This is a genomic window from Actinomadura atramentaria DSM 43919 (assembly GCF_000381885.1).
Lineage (GTDB): Bacteria > Actinomycetota > Actinomycetes > Streptosporangiales > Streptosporangiaceae > Spirillospora > Spirillospora atramentaria.
This window is the reverse complement of record NZ_KB907209.1, coordinates 269,703-284,212: the sequence shown is the minus strand read 5'-3', so window position 1 is coordinate 284,212 and position 14,510 is coordinate 269,703. Positions and strand designations below refer to the sequence as shown.

The following is a 14,510-nucleotide window of genomic DNA, read 5'->3' as shown; positions in this document are numbered from 1 at the left end:
CATGGGCGTCCGACCGTTCGACGGGGCGCTCGCGGTGGTGACCGGCGCGGGCGGCGGCCTCGGCCGCGCGACCGCGCTCGCCCTCGCGGAGCGCGGCGCGCGCGTCGTCGCCGCCGACCTGGACCTGCCGTCCGCCGAGCGCACCGCGGAACTCGTCGGCGGCCCGGCGGCCGCGTACCGGGTGGACGTGTCCGACGCGACCGCGATGGCCGCGTTCGCCGAGACCGTCCGCGCCGACCACCGCGTCCCGGACATCGTCGTGAACAACGCGGGCGTCGCCGCGAGCGGCCCGCTGCTCGACACGCCCGACGCCGTCTGGGAGAAGACGCTCGGCGTGAACCTGTACGGCGTCGTGAACGGCTGCCGCCTGTTCGGGCGGCAGATGGCCGACCGCGTCGCCGCCCTGCCCGCGAGACCGGAGAAACCGAACTTCGGCGGACACATCGTGAACATCGCGTCGATCGCGGCGTTCACCCCGAGCCGCAACCTGCCCGCCTACTGCACGTCCAAGGCGGCCGTGCTGACGCTCAGCGCGTGCCTGCGCGCCGAGCTGGCGTCGTCGCGCATCGGCGTGACGGCCGTCTGCCCCGGCGTGACGCGGACCGGCATCCTCGCCGGCGCCGACCTGCGCCTGCCCCGACACCTGCACGACCGCGCGGACCGGCTGGTCCAGGCGTTCGGGCAGCCGCCCGAGAAGGTCGCGGAGCGGATCGCCGACGCGATCGTCCGCAACCGCGCCGTGGTGCCCGTCGGCCCGGACGCGCGCCTGCTGCGCGTCCTGTCGCGGGCGACGCCGGGCGCGCTGCGGCTGCTGGCCCGCGTGCCCGCCCCCGCGCCGTAGCGGACGCGCCATCCGCAAGGAGGAACCAGACATGTCCACCGCCACCCCCGAGCGCCTCCACCGCGAGACGGCCGTCGTCCGCTGCCTGGACGGCGACCACACGCTCGTCCTGACCGACCGCGAGACCGTCGCGGAGCGGCTGCTGCGGACGTCCCGCAAGCACTCGTTCGACCCCGACACCGACGTGGACTGGGCCGCGCCGCAGGACCCGGACGTCTTCTACCTGCCGCCCGTCCTCGCGTCGCTGTACGAGACGCCGCTGTGGGAGGGCCTGACGCACCGGCAGCGCGTCGAGCTGACCAGGCGGGAGCTGTGCAGCATCGCGTCGTTCGGCATCTGGTCGGAGATGCTGCTGATGCAGGCGCTCGTCCAGCACGCCTACCGGCAGCGCTTCGACAGCGGCCACGTCGCGTACGCGCTCACCGAGATCGCGGACGAGTGCCGCCACTCGGTGATGTTCGGCCGGATGGTGCGCACCTGCGGGCTGCGCACGACGCGCCCGAACGCGCTCCAGTACGGCCTCGGCAAATTCGCCAACACGGTCTACGACCCGCTGGTGAAGTTCGCGGGGACGCTCGTCGTGGAGGAGTTCACCGACTCCTTCCAGCGGCTGACGTTCCCGGACGAGTCGTTGCAGCCGATGGTCCGCCAGGTCACGCGCATCCACGTCATCGAGGAGGCGCGGCACATCAAGTACGCGCGCGAGGAGCTGAAGCGCCTGGTCGCGACCGCGTCCGCGCCGCGCCGCAGGTTCGCGGCGGCGGGTCTGGCGCACGCGACGAAGCTGATGGCGTCGCAGGTCGTCCACCCGTCAGCGTACGCGGCGGTGGGCCTGGACCCGCGCGTCGCGCGGCGCGCGGCGGCGGCGAGCCCGCACCGCCGGGCGACGATGGCGTGGGCGTTCCGCAAATGCACGGCGTTCTTCGAGGAGGTCGGGTTCCTGGACGGCCGGGCGCGCGGGATCTGGGTCAACGCGGGGCTGCTGGAGTGAACTCGCGCTGCTCCACGGGCACGTCGGCGGGATGGTCGAGCAGGGCCAGGCAGGCGGCGTGCCCGGGGCCCGGGTCGAGGCGGCGCAGGGTGAAGCGCTCGGCCAGGCCGGGGCGGCCGGACCACTCCAGCAACCGGGGGGTTTCGGTGGGACCGGAAACCCGCAGGCGCGTCATCGGCTCGCGGAGTCCGTCGCCGGTCGCCTTGAGCAGCGCCTCCTTGCGCGTCCAGTAGGCGAGCAGCTCGGCCTCGCCGGACGCGGCCTCGCCGGGGGCGAGCAGGTGCGCGGCGAGGTCGTCCCCGAGCCGGCCGCTGGCGGCCTCGACGTCCACGCCGAGCGGGCCGTGCGCGGAGACGGCGAGCGCGACGCGGTCGCCGGAGTGCGAAACCGAGAGGTGGAGCGGTCCCGGGACGCGCGGGCGGCCGTGCGGCGCGCCGCAGTCGGGGCAGGTCCGGTCGACCTGAACGCGTTCCGGTTCGACGCCGAGCCGGGCGGCGGCGGTGAGCCGGACCAGGGCCGCGCCGAGCGTGAAGCGGTCCCGGTCGGCGGGCCGCAGATACCGTTCCCGGCGGGCTTTCTCGACGTCGTCCAGGAGTGCGGCGTACTCGGGCCGAACCGCGTCGAGCGCGGCCCACCAGACGGTAACCGGTTCCACCCTGACTCCCTTTCCGGCGGGTCGCGCCGCCCATTCCGCGCCGTTCGTCGGCGACATCCCCGACTATTTCGTATATATCGGACCGGTGGGAAGCACCGGGGCCGCCGAGCCCTCGTGCGCCCGGCGGCCCCGCGGCGGAGTACCCGCCCCTTCACCTGGGGTTATCTACACCCAGGACACTCCTGCCCGCTTCGCGCTCACCACGACGACTCCTCCTCCCCTGACGTGCGTGCGCCGGACCGTCCGTCGACGCGGGGCGGCGGACCGGCGCTTCCCTCCCCTTTACAGGAAACAACCTTAGAAGCGAGAGAGTTCTTATATGCCATGATCGGCCGATTGAGGTCAGAAATGGTTCACCGAAAACCCGCCAGAACGTCCCGTGCCGCCCGCTCCGCGTCCGCGAGGCAGGCCGCCCGCGCGGAGTCCGCGGCGCCGCCGGGGGCCTCCTCGCTGTAGCGGATCTGGACGACCGCGTTGCGGAGGCGGAAGCCGACCGTGGCCGTCACCGTGCCGCCGTGCTCGTCGGGCTCGAACGTCCGGAACGCCTCGTCCCCGAGGCCCCCGAACCGCTGCGGTGCGCGCGCCGAGCCGGGCGCGTGGACGGCCTTCTCCTGGATCGACGCCGCGAGGATGCGCCGGGCGTCGGCCTCGCCCGCCGGGAACAGCATCGCGTCCACCCGCAGCCACCGGTAGTGCTTCTTGGTGACGGTGAACGTGCAGGTCAGGTCGGTCGAACCGGACGACGAGGCGTCCTGCCGCGCGCCCGGGACGAGCCGGTCGAGCGTCCCGCGCGCGACCGCCTTGCACGGGTCGGGCAGCGCGGTGAACGGCGCTTTCCGGGTGGGCGTCGCGGTGGGCGTCGCGGTGGGAGTCGTTATGGGCGGTCTGCCCGGGGACCCGCCGGGCAGCAGCAGGAACACCGCGCCGCCCGCCAGGACGAACGCCAGCGCCCCGACGAAGAGCACGACGCCGCGCGGGCGGCGCGCCATGCGCGGCCGCTCGGGCGGGGAGTACACCCGCTCGAAGCGTTCGGCCGGGCGTTTCGGCCCGATCCCCGGTCCTTTTGCCACCGTCACCCCTTTTGGCGATCCTTACCGGGTTTTTCCCATTGCCATACCCACCGAAAAGGTAATCGGGTCACGATCCGCACGCCCCTCCCCCGCCGGAACGTCCTGTCAGACCCCGCCGACACAATGGGAACGTGCTGCTCATCGAGATCGCGCAGGCGTCCGCGACGGTCGCGGGCACCTCGTCGCGCCGCGCCAAGGCCGACGCGCTCGCCGCCTGCCTGCGCGACGCCGCGCCGGAGGAGGCCCCGGTCGTCGTCGCGTACCTGTCCGGCGAGCTGCCGCAGCGCCAGATCGGCGTGGGTTACGCGGCGCTGCGCGACCCGCCCGCGCCCGCGCCGGACGCCGTCCTGACGGTAGCCGACGTCGACGCCGCGTTCACCGTGATCGGCGCGGTCGCCGGGACGGGCGCGGTCGCCCGGCGGCGCGCGCTCGTCGGGGACCTGTTCGGCCGCGCCACCGCCGTCGAGCAGCGGTTCCTCGCCGGGCTGCTGTCCGGCGAGCTGCGCCAGGGCGCGCTGGAGGGCGTCATGGCCGACGCCATCGCGCGCGCCGCCGAGGTCCCGGCCGCCGCGGTGCGCCGCGCGGTGATGCTGCGCGGGTCGCTGGGCGCGGTCGCCGCCGCCGCGCTGGCGGACGGCGCGGCGGGGCTCGCGGCGTTCCGGCTGGAGGTGGGGCGGCCCGTCCGGCCGATGCTCGCGGCGGCCGCGCCGGACCTGCCCGCCGCGCTCGGCCGGATCGACGGGCCCGCCGCCGTCGAGTGGAAGCTCGACGGCATCCGCGCGCAGATCCACGTCGGCGGCGGCGAGGTGCGCGTGTTCACCCGCACGCTGGACGAGATCACCGTGCGGCTGCCGGAGGTCACGGCCGTCCTCGCGCGGCTGCCCGTCCGGGACGCGGTGCTGGACGGCGAGCTGATCGCGCTCCGGCCGGACGGCCGCCCGCACCCGTTCCAGGTGACGGCCGCCCGCACCGCGACGCGCAACCCGGCGGACCCGGTGCCGCTGTCGGTGTTCCTGTTCGACGTCCTGCACCTCGACGGCGACGACCTGCTGGACCTGCCCGGCGCGGAGCGGCACGCCGCGCTCGCCCGCGTCGCCCCGGAGGAGCTGCGGATGCCGCGCGTCGTCGCCGACGACGCCGAGCGCGCCGCCGACATGTTCGCCGAGGCCGTCGAACGCGGGCACGAGGGCGTGCTGGTGAAGTCGCTGGACACTCCGTACACGACGGGGCGGCGCGGCGCGGGCTGGATCAAGGTGAAGCCCCGGCACACCCTCGACCTGGTCGTCCTGGCCGCCGAGTGGGGGCACGGGCGGCGGCGCGGCTTCCTGTCGAACCTGCATCTGGGCGCGCGCGACCCGGCGACGGGCGGGTTCGTGATGCTCGGCAAGACGTTCAAGGGCCTGACCGACGAGCTGCTGGCGTGGCAGACCGAGCGGCTGCGGGAGCTGGCGGTGTCGGAGGATGCGTGGACGGTCCGGGTCCGTCCCGAACTCGTCGTGGAGATCGCGTTCGACGGCGTCCAGCGCAGCACCCGCTATCCGGGCGGGATGGCGCTGCGGTTCGCGCGCGTCCTGCGGTACCGGCCGGACAAGACGGCCGCCGAGGCGGACACCGTGGCCGCGGTCCGCGCGGTCGCCCCGCTCGTGGACTGAGGGCGGCGCTCCGCCGGGAACGGGCACGTCAGTACGCTTCCGGACATGGGGAACACCGCGGACCGCTGCGATCCGGAGCGGCGCGCGTGGATCGCCGAGGCCGTCCGCGTGGTGGACGCCGACGCGAACCGCAGCGCCGACACGCACCTGCACGTGTTCCCGCTGCCGCCGTCCTGGGGCGTGGACCTGTATCTGAAGGACGAGTCCGTCCACCCGACCGGCTCCCTCAAGCACCGCCTCGCGCGGTCGCTGTTCCTGTACGGGCTGGCGAACGGCTGGATTCGCGAGGACACGACGATCATCGAGGCGTCCAGCGGTTCGACGGCCGTCAGCGAGGCGTACTTCGCGCGGCTGCTCGGGCTGCCGTTCGTCGCGGTGATGCCCGCCTCGACGAGCCCGGAGAAGATCGCGCTGATCGAGTTCTACGGCGGGCGCTGCCATCTGGTGGACGACCCGTCCGCGATCTACGCCGAGTCGCACCGGCTGGCGCGCGAGTGCGGCGGCCACTTCATGGACCAGTTCACCTACGCCGAGCGCGCGACGGACTGGCGCGGCAACAACAACATCGCTGATTCGATCTTCGAGCAGATGCGGTTGGAGCGCTACCCGGAGCCCGCGTGGGTCGTCGTCGGCGCGGGCACCGGCGGCACCTCCGCGACGATCGGCCGCTACGCCCGCTACCGCCGCTTCGCTACCCGCGTCGCCGTCGTGGACCCGGAGGGCTCGGCGTTCTTCGACGCCTACACGCGCGGCGACCGCGACGTCACCGCGCGCGGCTCCCGCATCGAGGGCATCGGACGGCCGCGCGTGGAGCCGTCGTTCCTGCCGAGCGTCATCGACCGGATGGTCCGCGTCCCGGACGCCGCGTCGATCGCCGCGATGCGCTGGGCCGCCGACGTCACGGGCCTCGCGGTCGGCGGTTCCACCGGGACGAACCTGTGGGGCGCGGCCCTGCTCATCTCCGAAATGCGCGAACGCGGCGAACGAGGCAGCGTGGTCACCCTCATCTGCGACGGCGCAGAACGCTACGCCCACACTTACAACTCGGACACGTGGCTAACCACCCAGAACATCGACGTGGACCCATACCTCACCGCCCTCCGCGCCTTCCAACGGACGGGCGTACTCACCGACCCGACCGCCGCGCCATGACGGGGAAGGCCGGGCGGTCCACCTGCGCACGAACGACTTCTGGCGATTCAGCGACCATTCAACTCACTCTCCCGGAGAGCGCCGATGCCGATGATCGCGGCGGGTACACGCGGCCAGTACGCCTGCCTCAGCGGACAGAACGATGGCTCCATGTCACCAGAATTGACCGTCCATCGCGCGGGCGACTTCGACCGCACACACGTCCGTCCCCCGAACGGGTGGCGATGGAATGCGGGTGTCGCCGTCGGCGATGGGACGGTCGTCGCCGACGCCATCATGGCAGACGTTCCCGCGCAGCAGCCGCGGGCCATTTTTGAGGTCACGCCAGGTGACAGCGACCGTCGAACGCCGGCGATTCGAAAGATCACCTGTCCGCCACTGCGGCACTCCATCATTTATGACATGGCTCTTACACCCGGCGCCGCGCATGTACTCATCGTTCTCGATGCGGGAGTCACGGGTCCGGAGGAATATCTTGTCGCCGCTCCGGTGCGCGCTGAAGGGCCTGCGCGCACGTGGGCACTCTCCGATCCCGGCGTCCACGTGCGCGGCGTCTCGGCCGGCCCCGACGGCACGGCCGTCCTCACGGTCGTCGGAGCGCCGGACCGACCGCAGCATCGCCGTGTCCTGCGCTGTCGTCTCGACCGGTCCGACCCGCTCACTGACGCCACAGTGCTGCTCGAAGACGGCGATCAGGACATCTACGAGATCTACTCCGCGGATCTGTCACCGGACGGCTTCCTGCTCGCGGTCGCCTACACATCTGATCTGGGGGCGTTCTTCAACGTTGCGGTCATGCGTGCGGACGGCGGTCCGCTCCGGCGGGTCTGGCGGCGTTCATGCGCCGAGGGCGACCCCGGCACGAGTCCCGTCTCCTTCGACGATACGGGCGAACACCTGCTGTTCGGTTTCGATGACATCGTTCAAATAAGCCTTGACGGCTCACCTCCTCGCACGCTCGCTCGGTCGGTCACCGACCGTTGGCTGCGCGCTGCCTGTTGAGGGCGCCTTCCTCCGTCCACGATCACGACGCGGTGACCGCTCCAGCTCGAGCCGACCGCGGGACGGCCCGTCCCGGTCTCCAATCGCCCGGGTCGTCCGGGGGCAGGTGGGCGCGGACCCCGGACCGCGCGGGTGGTCGGGTGTGGGGCGGACCTGATCGGTCAGGAATCGAGAAGCGGGCCTGACCTGGGCGCGCCTAGCCTGATCTGCATGAGCTCGCGGGATTCCGCGGGGCTCGCGAACCGCGATCACGGAGGCTTGCATGACCACCTCGACCACGCTCGGAATCCAGACCGTGCTGCACCCCGTCACCGACCTCGTGGCGGCCAAGGCGACGTACACCGCGCTGCTCGGCGTCGAGCCGACGACCGACTCGCCCTACTACGTCGGGTACGAGGCGGGCGGGCAGCAGATCGGGCTCGTCCCGGCGGCTGCGGCGCAGGGCATGACCTCGCCCGTCGCGCACTGGCACGTCCAGGACATCAAGGCCAAGATCGACGAGGTGACCGCCGCGGGCGCGACCGTCAAGGACGAGCCGCGCGACGTCGGCGGCGGCCGCCTGGTCGCCACGGTCACCGACCCCGACGGGAACGTCCTCGGGCTCATCCAGGACCGGTGACCGACGCGCCCCGCGCGCGGCGGTCCGCCCGGCCGCGACGCGACGGCCGTTGGACGGTCTGAGCGGCCCGGTGTCCCGCACCGGGCCGCGCGGCCTTCTTTGGAACGCGCCAATCGGCTTGCCTGGAGTGCGCTCCAGGTTCCTAACGTGGCGGCCATGAGCATCGAACGGATCGACACCGCCGAACTCGGACGCGGCGGCCCCGTCGTCGGCGTCCAGGGCTTCGGCGCGATGGGCATCAGCGACGCCTACGGCGAGACGGACGAGGCCGCCGCCCGCGACACCCTCGAAGCCGCCGTCGAGACGGGCGTCACCCTCATCGACACCGCCGACATGTACGGAATCGGCCGCAACGAAGAATTCCTCGCGCCATTCATCGCCGCGCACCGCGACGAACTGGCCGTGGCCACGAAATTCGCCATCGAGCGCCGTGCCGACGACCCGACGTACCGGGCCATCCGCAACGACCCCGCCTACATTCGGACGGCCGTCGAGGCGAGCCTGTGCCGCCTCGGCGTGGACGCGATCGACCTCTATTACATGCACCGCCGCGACCCGGCCGTCCCGCTCGCCGAATCCGTCGGCGCGATGGCCGAACTCGTGCAGGCGGGAAAGGTGAAGCACCTCGGCCTGAGCGAGGTCACGGGTGCGGAACTGCGCGAGGCGCACGCCATCCACCCGATCGCCGCCATCCAATCGGAATGGTCGGTCTTCAGCCGGGACGTGGAGCGCAGCGCCGTGGGCGCAGCCGCCGAACTCGGCGTCGCGTTCGTCCCGTACTCGCCGCTCGGCCGCGGTTTCCTGACGGGCTCCTTCTCCAATGCCGCGGAACTGCAGAACAACGACTTCCGGCGGCTGATGCCGCGCTTCACCGGCGACAACGCCGCCGCGAACGCCGCCCTGCTGACGCCCCTGCGCGAGATCGCCGCCGACCACGACGCGACCATCGCCCAGATCGCCCTCGCCTGGGTGCAGCAGCGCGCGCGGGTCCACGACCTGACCGTCGTCCCCATCCCGGGCACGCGCCGCCGCGCCCGCCTCCTGGAGAACGCCGCCGCGACCCGCATCACCCTGACCGACGACGAACTCAAGAAACTCGAACCGATCGCCGCCCAGGTGGCGGGCGACCGCTGCGCCGACATGAGCCCGACCTCAGCGGCCCGCGAAGACTAAGGTCGTTCCAGACCCGGCGCGCTGCTCAGCAGCGCGTCGGGTCAAACAGACGACCCCGTCTTTTCAGCGAACCTCCCAGGGTTCCTGCACGACCGGAGGTTCATTGCAAAAATGGTCGGCAAGCCCACCCACGGCCCCCTGCCGACCAGCGGCTTTACTCTGGTCCTGCTCATCACCCTGCGAGGGTTCGCAACGAGCCGTCGCGACACACCCCGGACGCCGAGATCGCCCACCTGCTCATCACCCTGCGAGGGTTCGCAACCCGCCGCCGAGCAGTCCGACGGCGACGGCACCGCCTGCTCATCACCCTGCGAGGGTTCGCAACACCTTGAGCAAGTTGCCGATCAGCGACGGGCTGACCCTGCTCATCACCCTGCGAGGGTTCGCAACCATCACCGCCGGGCTCTCCAGGGACGCAGCGATGCTCCTGCTCATCACCCTGCGAGGGTTCGCAACATCGGGTGGTGCGAGCCGAGCGACTGGGAGGCCGCGATCCCTGCTCATCACCCTGCGAGGGTTCGCAACTGTGGCCCGATACGGCCACACGCGACACGACAACCGCCTGCTCATCACCCTGCGAAGGTTCGCAACCTGGCCGGGCCGTGGGTCACGGGCCTGATGATCGGCGCCTGCTCATCACCCTGCGAGGGTTCCAATCTCATGAAGCACAGTGCCGCGCGCCGGTCGGAGACCGGCGCGCGGCGCTGTGTTTCGTCAGGCGATCGTTTCGCCGTAGACATGGTCGACCGCCATCGTCATCAGTACGCGGCGGTCCGCGACCATCACTGTGCGGTACTCGTCCCAGTCCGGGTGCTCTCCGGCCGCGAGGCGGTAGTAGTCCACCAGGGCCTCGACCTCCGGGCCGTGCGGGTCGGTGCCCGGGCCGGTGAGGGTGACCGGGCCCTCGGCGGTCGCCCAGGAGCGGCCGTCGGCGCTCGTGACCTCCAGGGCCGCGCGCGGGTCGCGGCGCAGGTTCGCGGTCTTCGCGCGGCCCTCGGTCATCGAGACGTACAGGACGCCCGCGGCCGCGTCGAAGTACGGCATGACGGGCGAGAGCTGCGGGCGGCCGTCCGACTTGATCGTCGCGAGCACGCCGAGGCGGCTCGCCGCCAGCAGCGCGCGCGGATCGAAGGATGCAGTCGTCATGCCAGCGACAAGCCGCCCGCGCCCGAGGCTATTCCGCGCACCGGGCTGATACTTTGATATGGAGAATGCATCTACGTATCACCGGCACCGGCGGGCACCGCGGGCGGCCGATGAAGCGCGCGACTCCGGGGGAGACATCGTGGATCCGGTCCTGTCCCTGCTCATGGCGTCATCCGAGTCGGAGTCGCTGTTGGAACGCGCCTACGAGGACGCCGTCGAGCGCGCGGACGGCCCCGACGCCTCCCGCGCCAAGATCCTCGACGCCGCCTACGAGCAGTTCTGCCGCACCGGCATCCAGCGGACCACGATGGAGGACGTCGCCCGCCGCGCGAACGTCTCCCGCATCACCGTCTACCGCCGCTTCGCCACCAAGGACGCGCTGGTCGAGCAGGTCGTCCGCCGCGAGTTCCGCCGCTACTTCGACCGTTTCCTGAGCGACATCGAGCGCGCCGGGACCGCCGCCGACCGCGTGGTGCTGGGCTTCGTCAGCTCGCTGAGGGCGATCCGCGGGAACCCGCTGATCGGCGGCCTGATCGAGACGGAACCGGACCTCATCATGCCGTCGATGGTCAACGACGGCGGCCGCACGCTCGCCGTCGTCCGGGAGTTCGTCGCGGGTCAGCTCCGCCGCGAGCAGCGCGCGGGCGACGTGCCCGCCGAGCTGGACGTCGACCTGGTGGCGGAGCTGATGGTCCGCGTCACCGGCTCGTTCCTGGCGATCCCGAGCCGGCTCGTGGACCTGGACGACGACGCGCAGCTCGCGACGGTCGCGCGCCGCTTCCTCGTCCCGCTCCTGGAGCCGTCCCCGCACCGCCTCGACGGCGCGGAACCCGCCTAGCCGGTGAGCCGGATCGGGTTGAACAGGTCCGCGTAGACCAGCAGCCCGCCCATGACGATCAGCACGGCCGCCATGACGTAGGTGACCGGCAGCGCCTTCGCGACGTCCACCGGCCCGGGGTCGGGGCGGCGCAGCGTCCGGGCGAAGAACTTCTTCAGCGCCTCCAGCAGCGCCCCCGCCATGTGCCCGCCGTCGAGCGGCAGCAGCGGGACGAGGTTGAACAGCCCCACCGCGAGGTTCAGCGAGCCGATCAGCCCGATCAGCCCGTAGACCTTGCTCTTGGTCGGCTCGTGGGACGCGGCCAGCTCACCGCCGAGGCGGCTCACCCCGACGACGCCGATCGGCCCGTTCGGGTCGCGCTTCTCGTCGCCGAACGCGGCGTGCCAGACGCCGACCATCTTCTGCGGCATGTGCAGCAGCGCGCCCGCCGTGCGGGACGTCAGCTCGCCCATGTACTTGACGACCGCCACCGGCCCCTGCCGCTCGTACACGACGCGGGTGACGGGCGCGATGCCGAGGTACCCGACCGTGACGGTCTTGTCGAGGTCCTTGAGGTCGGGCATCTGGTTCTCGATGATCGGCGCGTGCAGCGTGACGGTCCGCCCGCCGCGCTCCACGTCGATCGCGACGTTCTTGCCCGCCGACGCGCGGATCTGCTCCTGCACCTCGGTGTAGGACGTGACCTTCCGCCCGTCGAACGCGACGATCCGGTCCCCCGGCTGGAGTCCGGCCCGCGCCGCGGGCGTGGGCTGCGCGCCCGCCGGGCACGACGTCGCCGTGGACGACGCGGGCAGCACGCACTCGGAGACGCTGTTCACGACCGGGTCGGACTTGGCCGTCTGCGCGCCGAACCCCATCAGCAGCACCGCGAACACGATCGCGGCGAGCACCAGGTTCACCGCGGGCCCGGCGAACATGATGATGAGCTTCTGCCACCACTTCTTGCGGTAGAAGACGCGGTCCTCGTCGCCGGGCCGCACCTCTTCCAGCGCCGCGCCGCGCGCCGACTCGATCAGCCCCTGCCAGGGCCCGGAGCTGACGCTGCGCACCCGCCCCTCGGCGTCGCCGCGCCGGGGCGGCAGCATCCCGATCATGCGGATGTACCCGCCGAGCGGTATCCACTTGACGCCGTACTCGGTCTCGCCCCTGGTCTTCGACCACAGCGTCGGCCCGAAGCCGACCATGTACTGCGGGACGCGGACGCCGAACAGCTTGGCGAACGTGAAGTGCCCCAGCTCGTGCAGCGCGATCGAGATCAGCAGGCCGAAGAACAGGATGAGCACACCGGCCAGCCAGATCATGCCCGCGACCCCTTCGTGATCACCGTGGGAACCCACTCAGCGTACGTCATGGCGGGGCGCCGCCGGTCATGTGAGGAAGCCGCGCAGCAGCGCGGCCGTCGCCTCCAGGTGCTCGGTGACGGCGGCCCGCGCGGCGTCGGGGTCGCCGAGCAGGATCGCGTCCACGATGGCGGCGTGCTGGACGGCCGCGTGCTCGATGTTGGGCCCGAGGACGGGGATCGCGTTGAGCAGGTCGGTGACGCGCATCCGGGCGTCGGCGCAGGCGTCGGCGAGCAGCCGTGACCCGGTCAGTTCCGCGATGGTCAGGTGGAAGACGGTGTCGAGTCGGCGGTAGTCGGCGGGCCGCGCCGCGTCGACCTCGGCGAGGCGGCTGCGCAGCAGCGTCCGCTGGTCGGCGGACAGGGCTGTCGCGGCGAGGGCCTGCGCGGCGCCGGTCTCGACGGCCATCCGGAAGGTGAGGGTGTCGGCGAGGCGGTCGCCCATCTCGGCGACGGCGCGGCGCAGGTCGTCCTGGCGGGGCCGGGGCCGCCGGTACACCACGAACGTCCCGCCGGACCGGCCGCGCCGCGACTCGACGTACCCCTCCTGCGCGAGGACGTGGATGGCCTCGCGCAGCGTGACGCGGCCGATGCCGAGCAGCGGCGCGAGCTCCCGCTCGGGCGGCAGCCGGTCGCCGTGGTCGAGGACGCCGAGCTTGATGGCCTGCAGCAGCCGCTCGACGGTCTCCTCGAAGGCGTTGCCGGACCGCACCGGCCGGAACACGGCGGCGGCGGTGACGCCGGCGGGCGGCGGGAGCGGGGCGGGTCCTGCACCGTCGGTCGTCCTCTTCATGGGCGTCCTTGGTCGCTCGGGACCGGGCGGTTCGCCGGGCTTCCTGTCTATCAAGGGCGTCGGGCGGGCTGGAACCCCGCGGACGGCGCGTGTCGTGTGCCGGACGGGCCACGGCGGCGTCGCCCGGCGCGGGGCGGGTGGGACGGATGTGCGCGCGGGTGCTAAAAACCGCGCGCTCCACTTGTACGGAAATGCCTGTACCCGGACGGGGTCGTTCTGGGCATCATGGCGCTCCCACCCCGGAGGAAGGGACTCATGAAGCGCACGTACCTCGCCGTCCTCCCCGCTGCCGCGCTGCTGCTCGCGCTCGGCGGCTGCGGGGGCCCGGACGGCGACAAGAAGGCGGCGTCGGCCGCGCCGTCCGCGCCCGCGTCGTCGCCGCAGGCCGCCGGGACGCCGTCCATCCCGGCGGCGCTGCCCACGATGCCGACCACCAAGGCCGGGCAGAAGGCCGCCGCGACGCGGTTCAACAACTGCATGGAGCAGCACGGCGTGAAGCTGCCGAAGCCGGGTCCGGGCGCGTCCGCGGCGGCGCAGCAGAACAAGGACAAGGTGCAGGCGGCGCTGCGCGAGTGCATCGCGGCGCTGTCCGGGCAGCCGTCCGCGAAGCCCAAATAGCCCGCGGGTCTCCGTCCCCCACCGCGCCGGGGGACGGCGGCCCGCTCCCGAATAAGCGTTTGGTTATCCTGGTCCGACCGACCAGGAGGTAGCCGTGGGGACCAGCAAGCGCGACCGGATCAAGATGACGCCCGAGGAGGTCGGCGCGTTCCTCGCGGCGTCCTTCAAGGTGCAGGTGGCGACGCTCGGCAAGGAGCGCGAGCCGCACCTGGTCACGATGTTCTACACGCTGCTGGACGGCAGGATCGCGTTCTCCACGTACCGCAGCTCGCAGAAGGTCCTGAACCTGCGCCGCGACCCCACCATGACCTGCCTGGTGGAGGACGGGTCGGAGTACTCCGAACTGCGCGGCGTCGCGCTGTACGGCACCGGCCGCATCATCGACGACCCGGACACGCGCCTCAAGGTCGGCGCGGTCGTCGGCGCGCGCCTCGCGGGACTGCCCGTCCCGGAACTCGGCGCGCCCTTGGAGCCGGAGTTCGCCGAGGCCATCGAGCTGGCGATGGCCAAGCGCGTGATCATCGTCATGGAGCCGGACCGCGTCGCGACCTGGGACCACCGCAAGCTCTGACGGCGTCGGCCACCGCGTTGCCCGCCGCGCGGGGCGAGCCCCGCACGGCG

15 protein-coding genes and 1 CRISPR repeat array are annotated in these 14,510 nt (G+C 72.4%); of the genes, 10 read left to right on the top strand and 5 right to left on the bottom strand.

Annotated features, from left to right (window positions below; genetic code table 11):
* The first annotated feature begins 1 nt into the window (after nt 1).
* Together G339_RS32615 and G339_RS0105270 are read left to right on the top strand one after the other, a co-directional pair.
* On the top strand, nt 2–841 hold the full coding sequence (locus tag G339_RS32615; RefSeq protein WP_019630035.1) for an SDR family NAD(P)-dependent oxidoreductase: 840 nt from the start codon (nt 2–4) through the stop codon (nt 839–841).
* 31 nt (nt 842–872) lie between these two features.
* Nucleotides 873–1,832, top strand: a complete 960-nt coding sequence (locus G339_RS0105270) for an AurF N-oxygenase family protein (RefSeq protein WP_019630034.1) — start codon at nt 873–875, stop codon at nt 1,830–1,832.
* Here G339_RS0105270 and G339_RS0105265 read toward each other — a convergent pair.
* Together G339_RS0105265 and G339_RS0105260 are read right to left on the bottom strand one after the other, a co-directional pair.
* Complete coding sequence (locus G339_RS0105265) at nt 1,810–2,487, bottom strand: 4'-phosphopantetheinyl transferase family protein (RefSeq protein ID WP_019630033.1); 678 nt, start codon at nt 2,485–2,487, stop codon at nt 1,810–1,812. The two genes, G339_RS0105270 and G339_RS0105265, sit on opposite strands and share 23 nt — an antisense overlap.
* Before the next feature lie 353 nt (nt 2,488–2,840).
* The gene (locus G339_RS0105260) at nt 2,841–3,557 is read right to left on the bottom strand and encodes a hypothetical protein (RefSeq protein ID WP_157407358.1); all 717 of its coding nucleotides are present in this window, start codon (nt 3,555–3,557) and stop codon (nt 2,841–2,843) included.
* Nucleotides 3,558–3,688: 131 nt separating this feature from the next.
* On the opposite strand from G339_RS0105260, the gene G339_RS0105255 reads away from it, so the two are divergent.
* The 5 genes from G339_RS0105255 to G339_RS0105235 all read left to right on the top strand — a co-directional run bounded on the left by G339_RS0105255 (nt 3,689) and on the right by G339_RS0105235 (nt 9,155).
* Nucleotides 3,689–5,209 (top strand): ATP-dependent DNA ligase, encoded by a 1,521-nt coding sequence (locus G339_RS0105255; RefSeq protein WP_019630031.1) that lies wholly within the window; start codon nt 3,689–3,691, stop codon nt 5,207–5,209.
* A gap of 45 nt (nt 5,210–5,254) precedes the next feature.
* Entirely contained in the window at nt 5,255–6,361 is a 1,107-nt protein-coding gene (gene cds1, locus G339_RS0105250; protein ID WP_019630030.1) for an L-cysteine desulfhydrase Cds1, read from the top strand.
* A gap of 84 nt (nt 6,362–6,445) precedes the next feature.
* Nucleotides 6,446–7,363, top strand: coding sequence for a TolB family protein (locus tag G339_RS38555; protein ID WP_157407357.1), 918 nt, complete (start codon nt 6,446–6,448; stop codon nt 7,361–7,363).
* 262 nt (nt 7,364–7,625) lie between these two features.
* On the top strand, nt 7,626–7,982 hold the full coding sequence (locus G339_RS0105240) for a VOC family protein (protein ID WP_019630028.1): 357 nt from the start codon (nt 7,626–7,628) through the stop codon (nt 7,980–7,982).
* Between the two features lie 156 nt (nt 7,983–8,138).
* Nucleotides 8,139–9,155 (top strand): aldo/keto reductase, encoded by a 1,017-nt coding sequence (locus G339_RS0105235; RefSeq protein WP_019630027.1) that lies wholly within the window; start codon nt 8,139–8,141, stop codon nt 9,153–9,155.
* Nucleotides 9,156–9,319: 164 nt separating this feature from the next.
* Nucleotides 9,320–9,813: direct repeats of the CRISPR family, unit length 30 nt; unit sequence CCTGCTCATCACCCTGCGAGGGTTCGCAAC.
* A 56-nt stretch (nt 9,814–9,869) separates the two neighbouring features.
* Here the strand turns inward: G339_RS0105235 and G339_RS0105230 are convergent.
* Nucleotides 9,870–10,301: a PPOX class F420-dependent oxidoreductase gene (locus G339_RS0105230; RefSeq protein WP_019630026.1), complete on the bottom strand. Its 432-nt coding sequence runs from the start codon at nt 10,299–10,301 to the stop codon at nt 9,870–9,872.
* Between the two features lie 139 nt (nt 10,302–10,440).
* On the opposite strand from G339_RS0105230, the gene G339_RS0105225 reads away from it, so the two are divergent.
* Complete coding sequence (locus G339_RS0105225) at nt 10,441–11,139, top strand: TetR/AcrR family transcriptional regulator (protein WP_019630025.1); 699 nt, start codon at nt 10,441–10,443, stop codon at nt 11,137–11,139.
* On the opposite strand, the gene G339_RS0105220 is transcribed toward G339_RS0105225, so the two are convergent.
* Together G339_RS0105220 and G339_RS0105215 are read right to left on the bottom strand one after the other, a co-directional pair.
* Entirely contained in the window at nt 11,136–12,440 is a 1,305-nt protein-coding gene (locus tag G339_RS0105220; protein ID WP_019630024.1) for a M50 family metallopeptidase, read from the bottom strand. The genes G339_RS0105225 and G339_RS0105220 overlap by 4 nt on opposite strands.
* A gap of 66 nt (nt 12,441–12,506) precedes the next feature.
* Nucleotides 12,507–13,271, bottom strand: a complete 765-nt coding sequence (locus G339_RS0105215) for a FadR/GntR family transcriptional regulator (protein WP_019630023.1) — start codon at nt 13,269–13,271, stop codon at nt 12,507–12,509.
* Nucleotides 13,272–13,526: 255 nt separating this feature from the next.
* Here G339_RS0105215 and G339_RS38550 point away from each other — a divergent pair, with 255 nt between their 5' ends.
* A complete protein-coding gene (locus G339_RS38550) occupies nt 13,527–13,889 on the top strand; it encodes a hypothetical protein (RefSeq protein ID WP_019630022.1) in 363 nt (120 codons plus the stop codon).
* A gap of 94 nt (nt 13,890–13,983) precedes the next feature.
* The gene (locus tag G339_RS0105205) at nt 13,984–14,460 is read left to right on the top strand and encodes a pyridoxamine 5'-phosphate oxidase family protein (protein ID WP_019630021.1); all 477 of its coding nucleotides are present in this window, start codon (nt 13,984–13,986) and stop codon (nt 14,458–14,460) included.
* Nucleotides 14,461–14,510 lie beyond the last annotated feature (50 nt).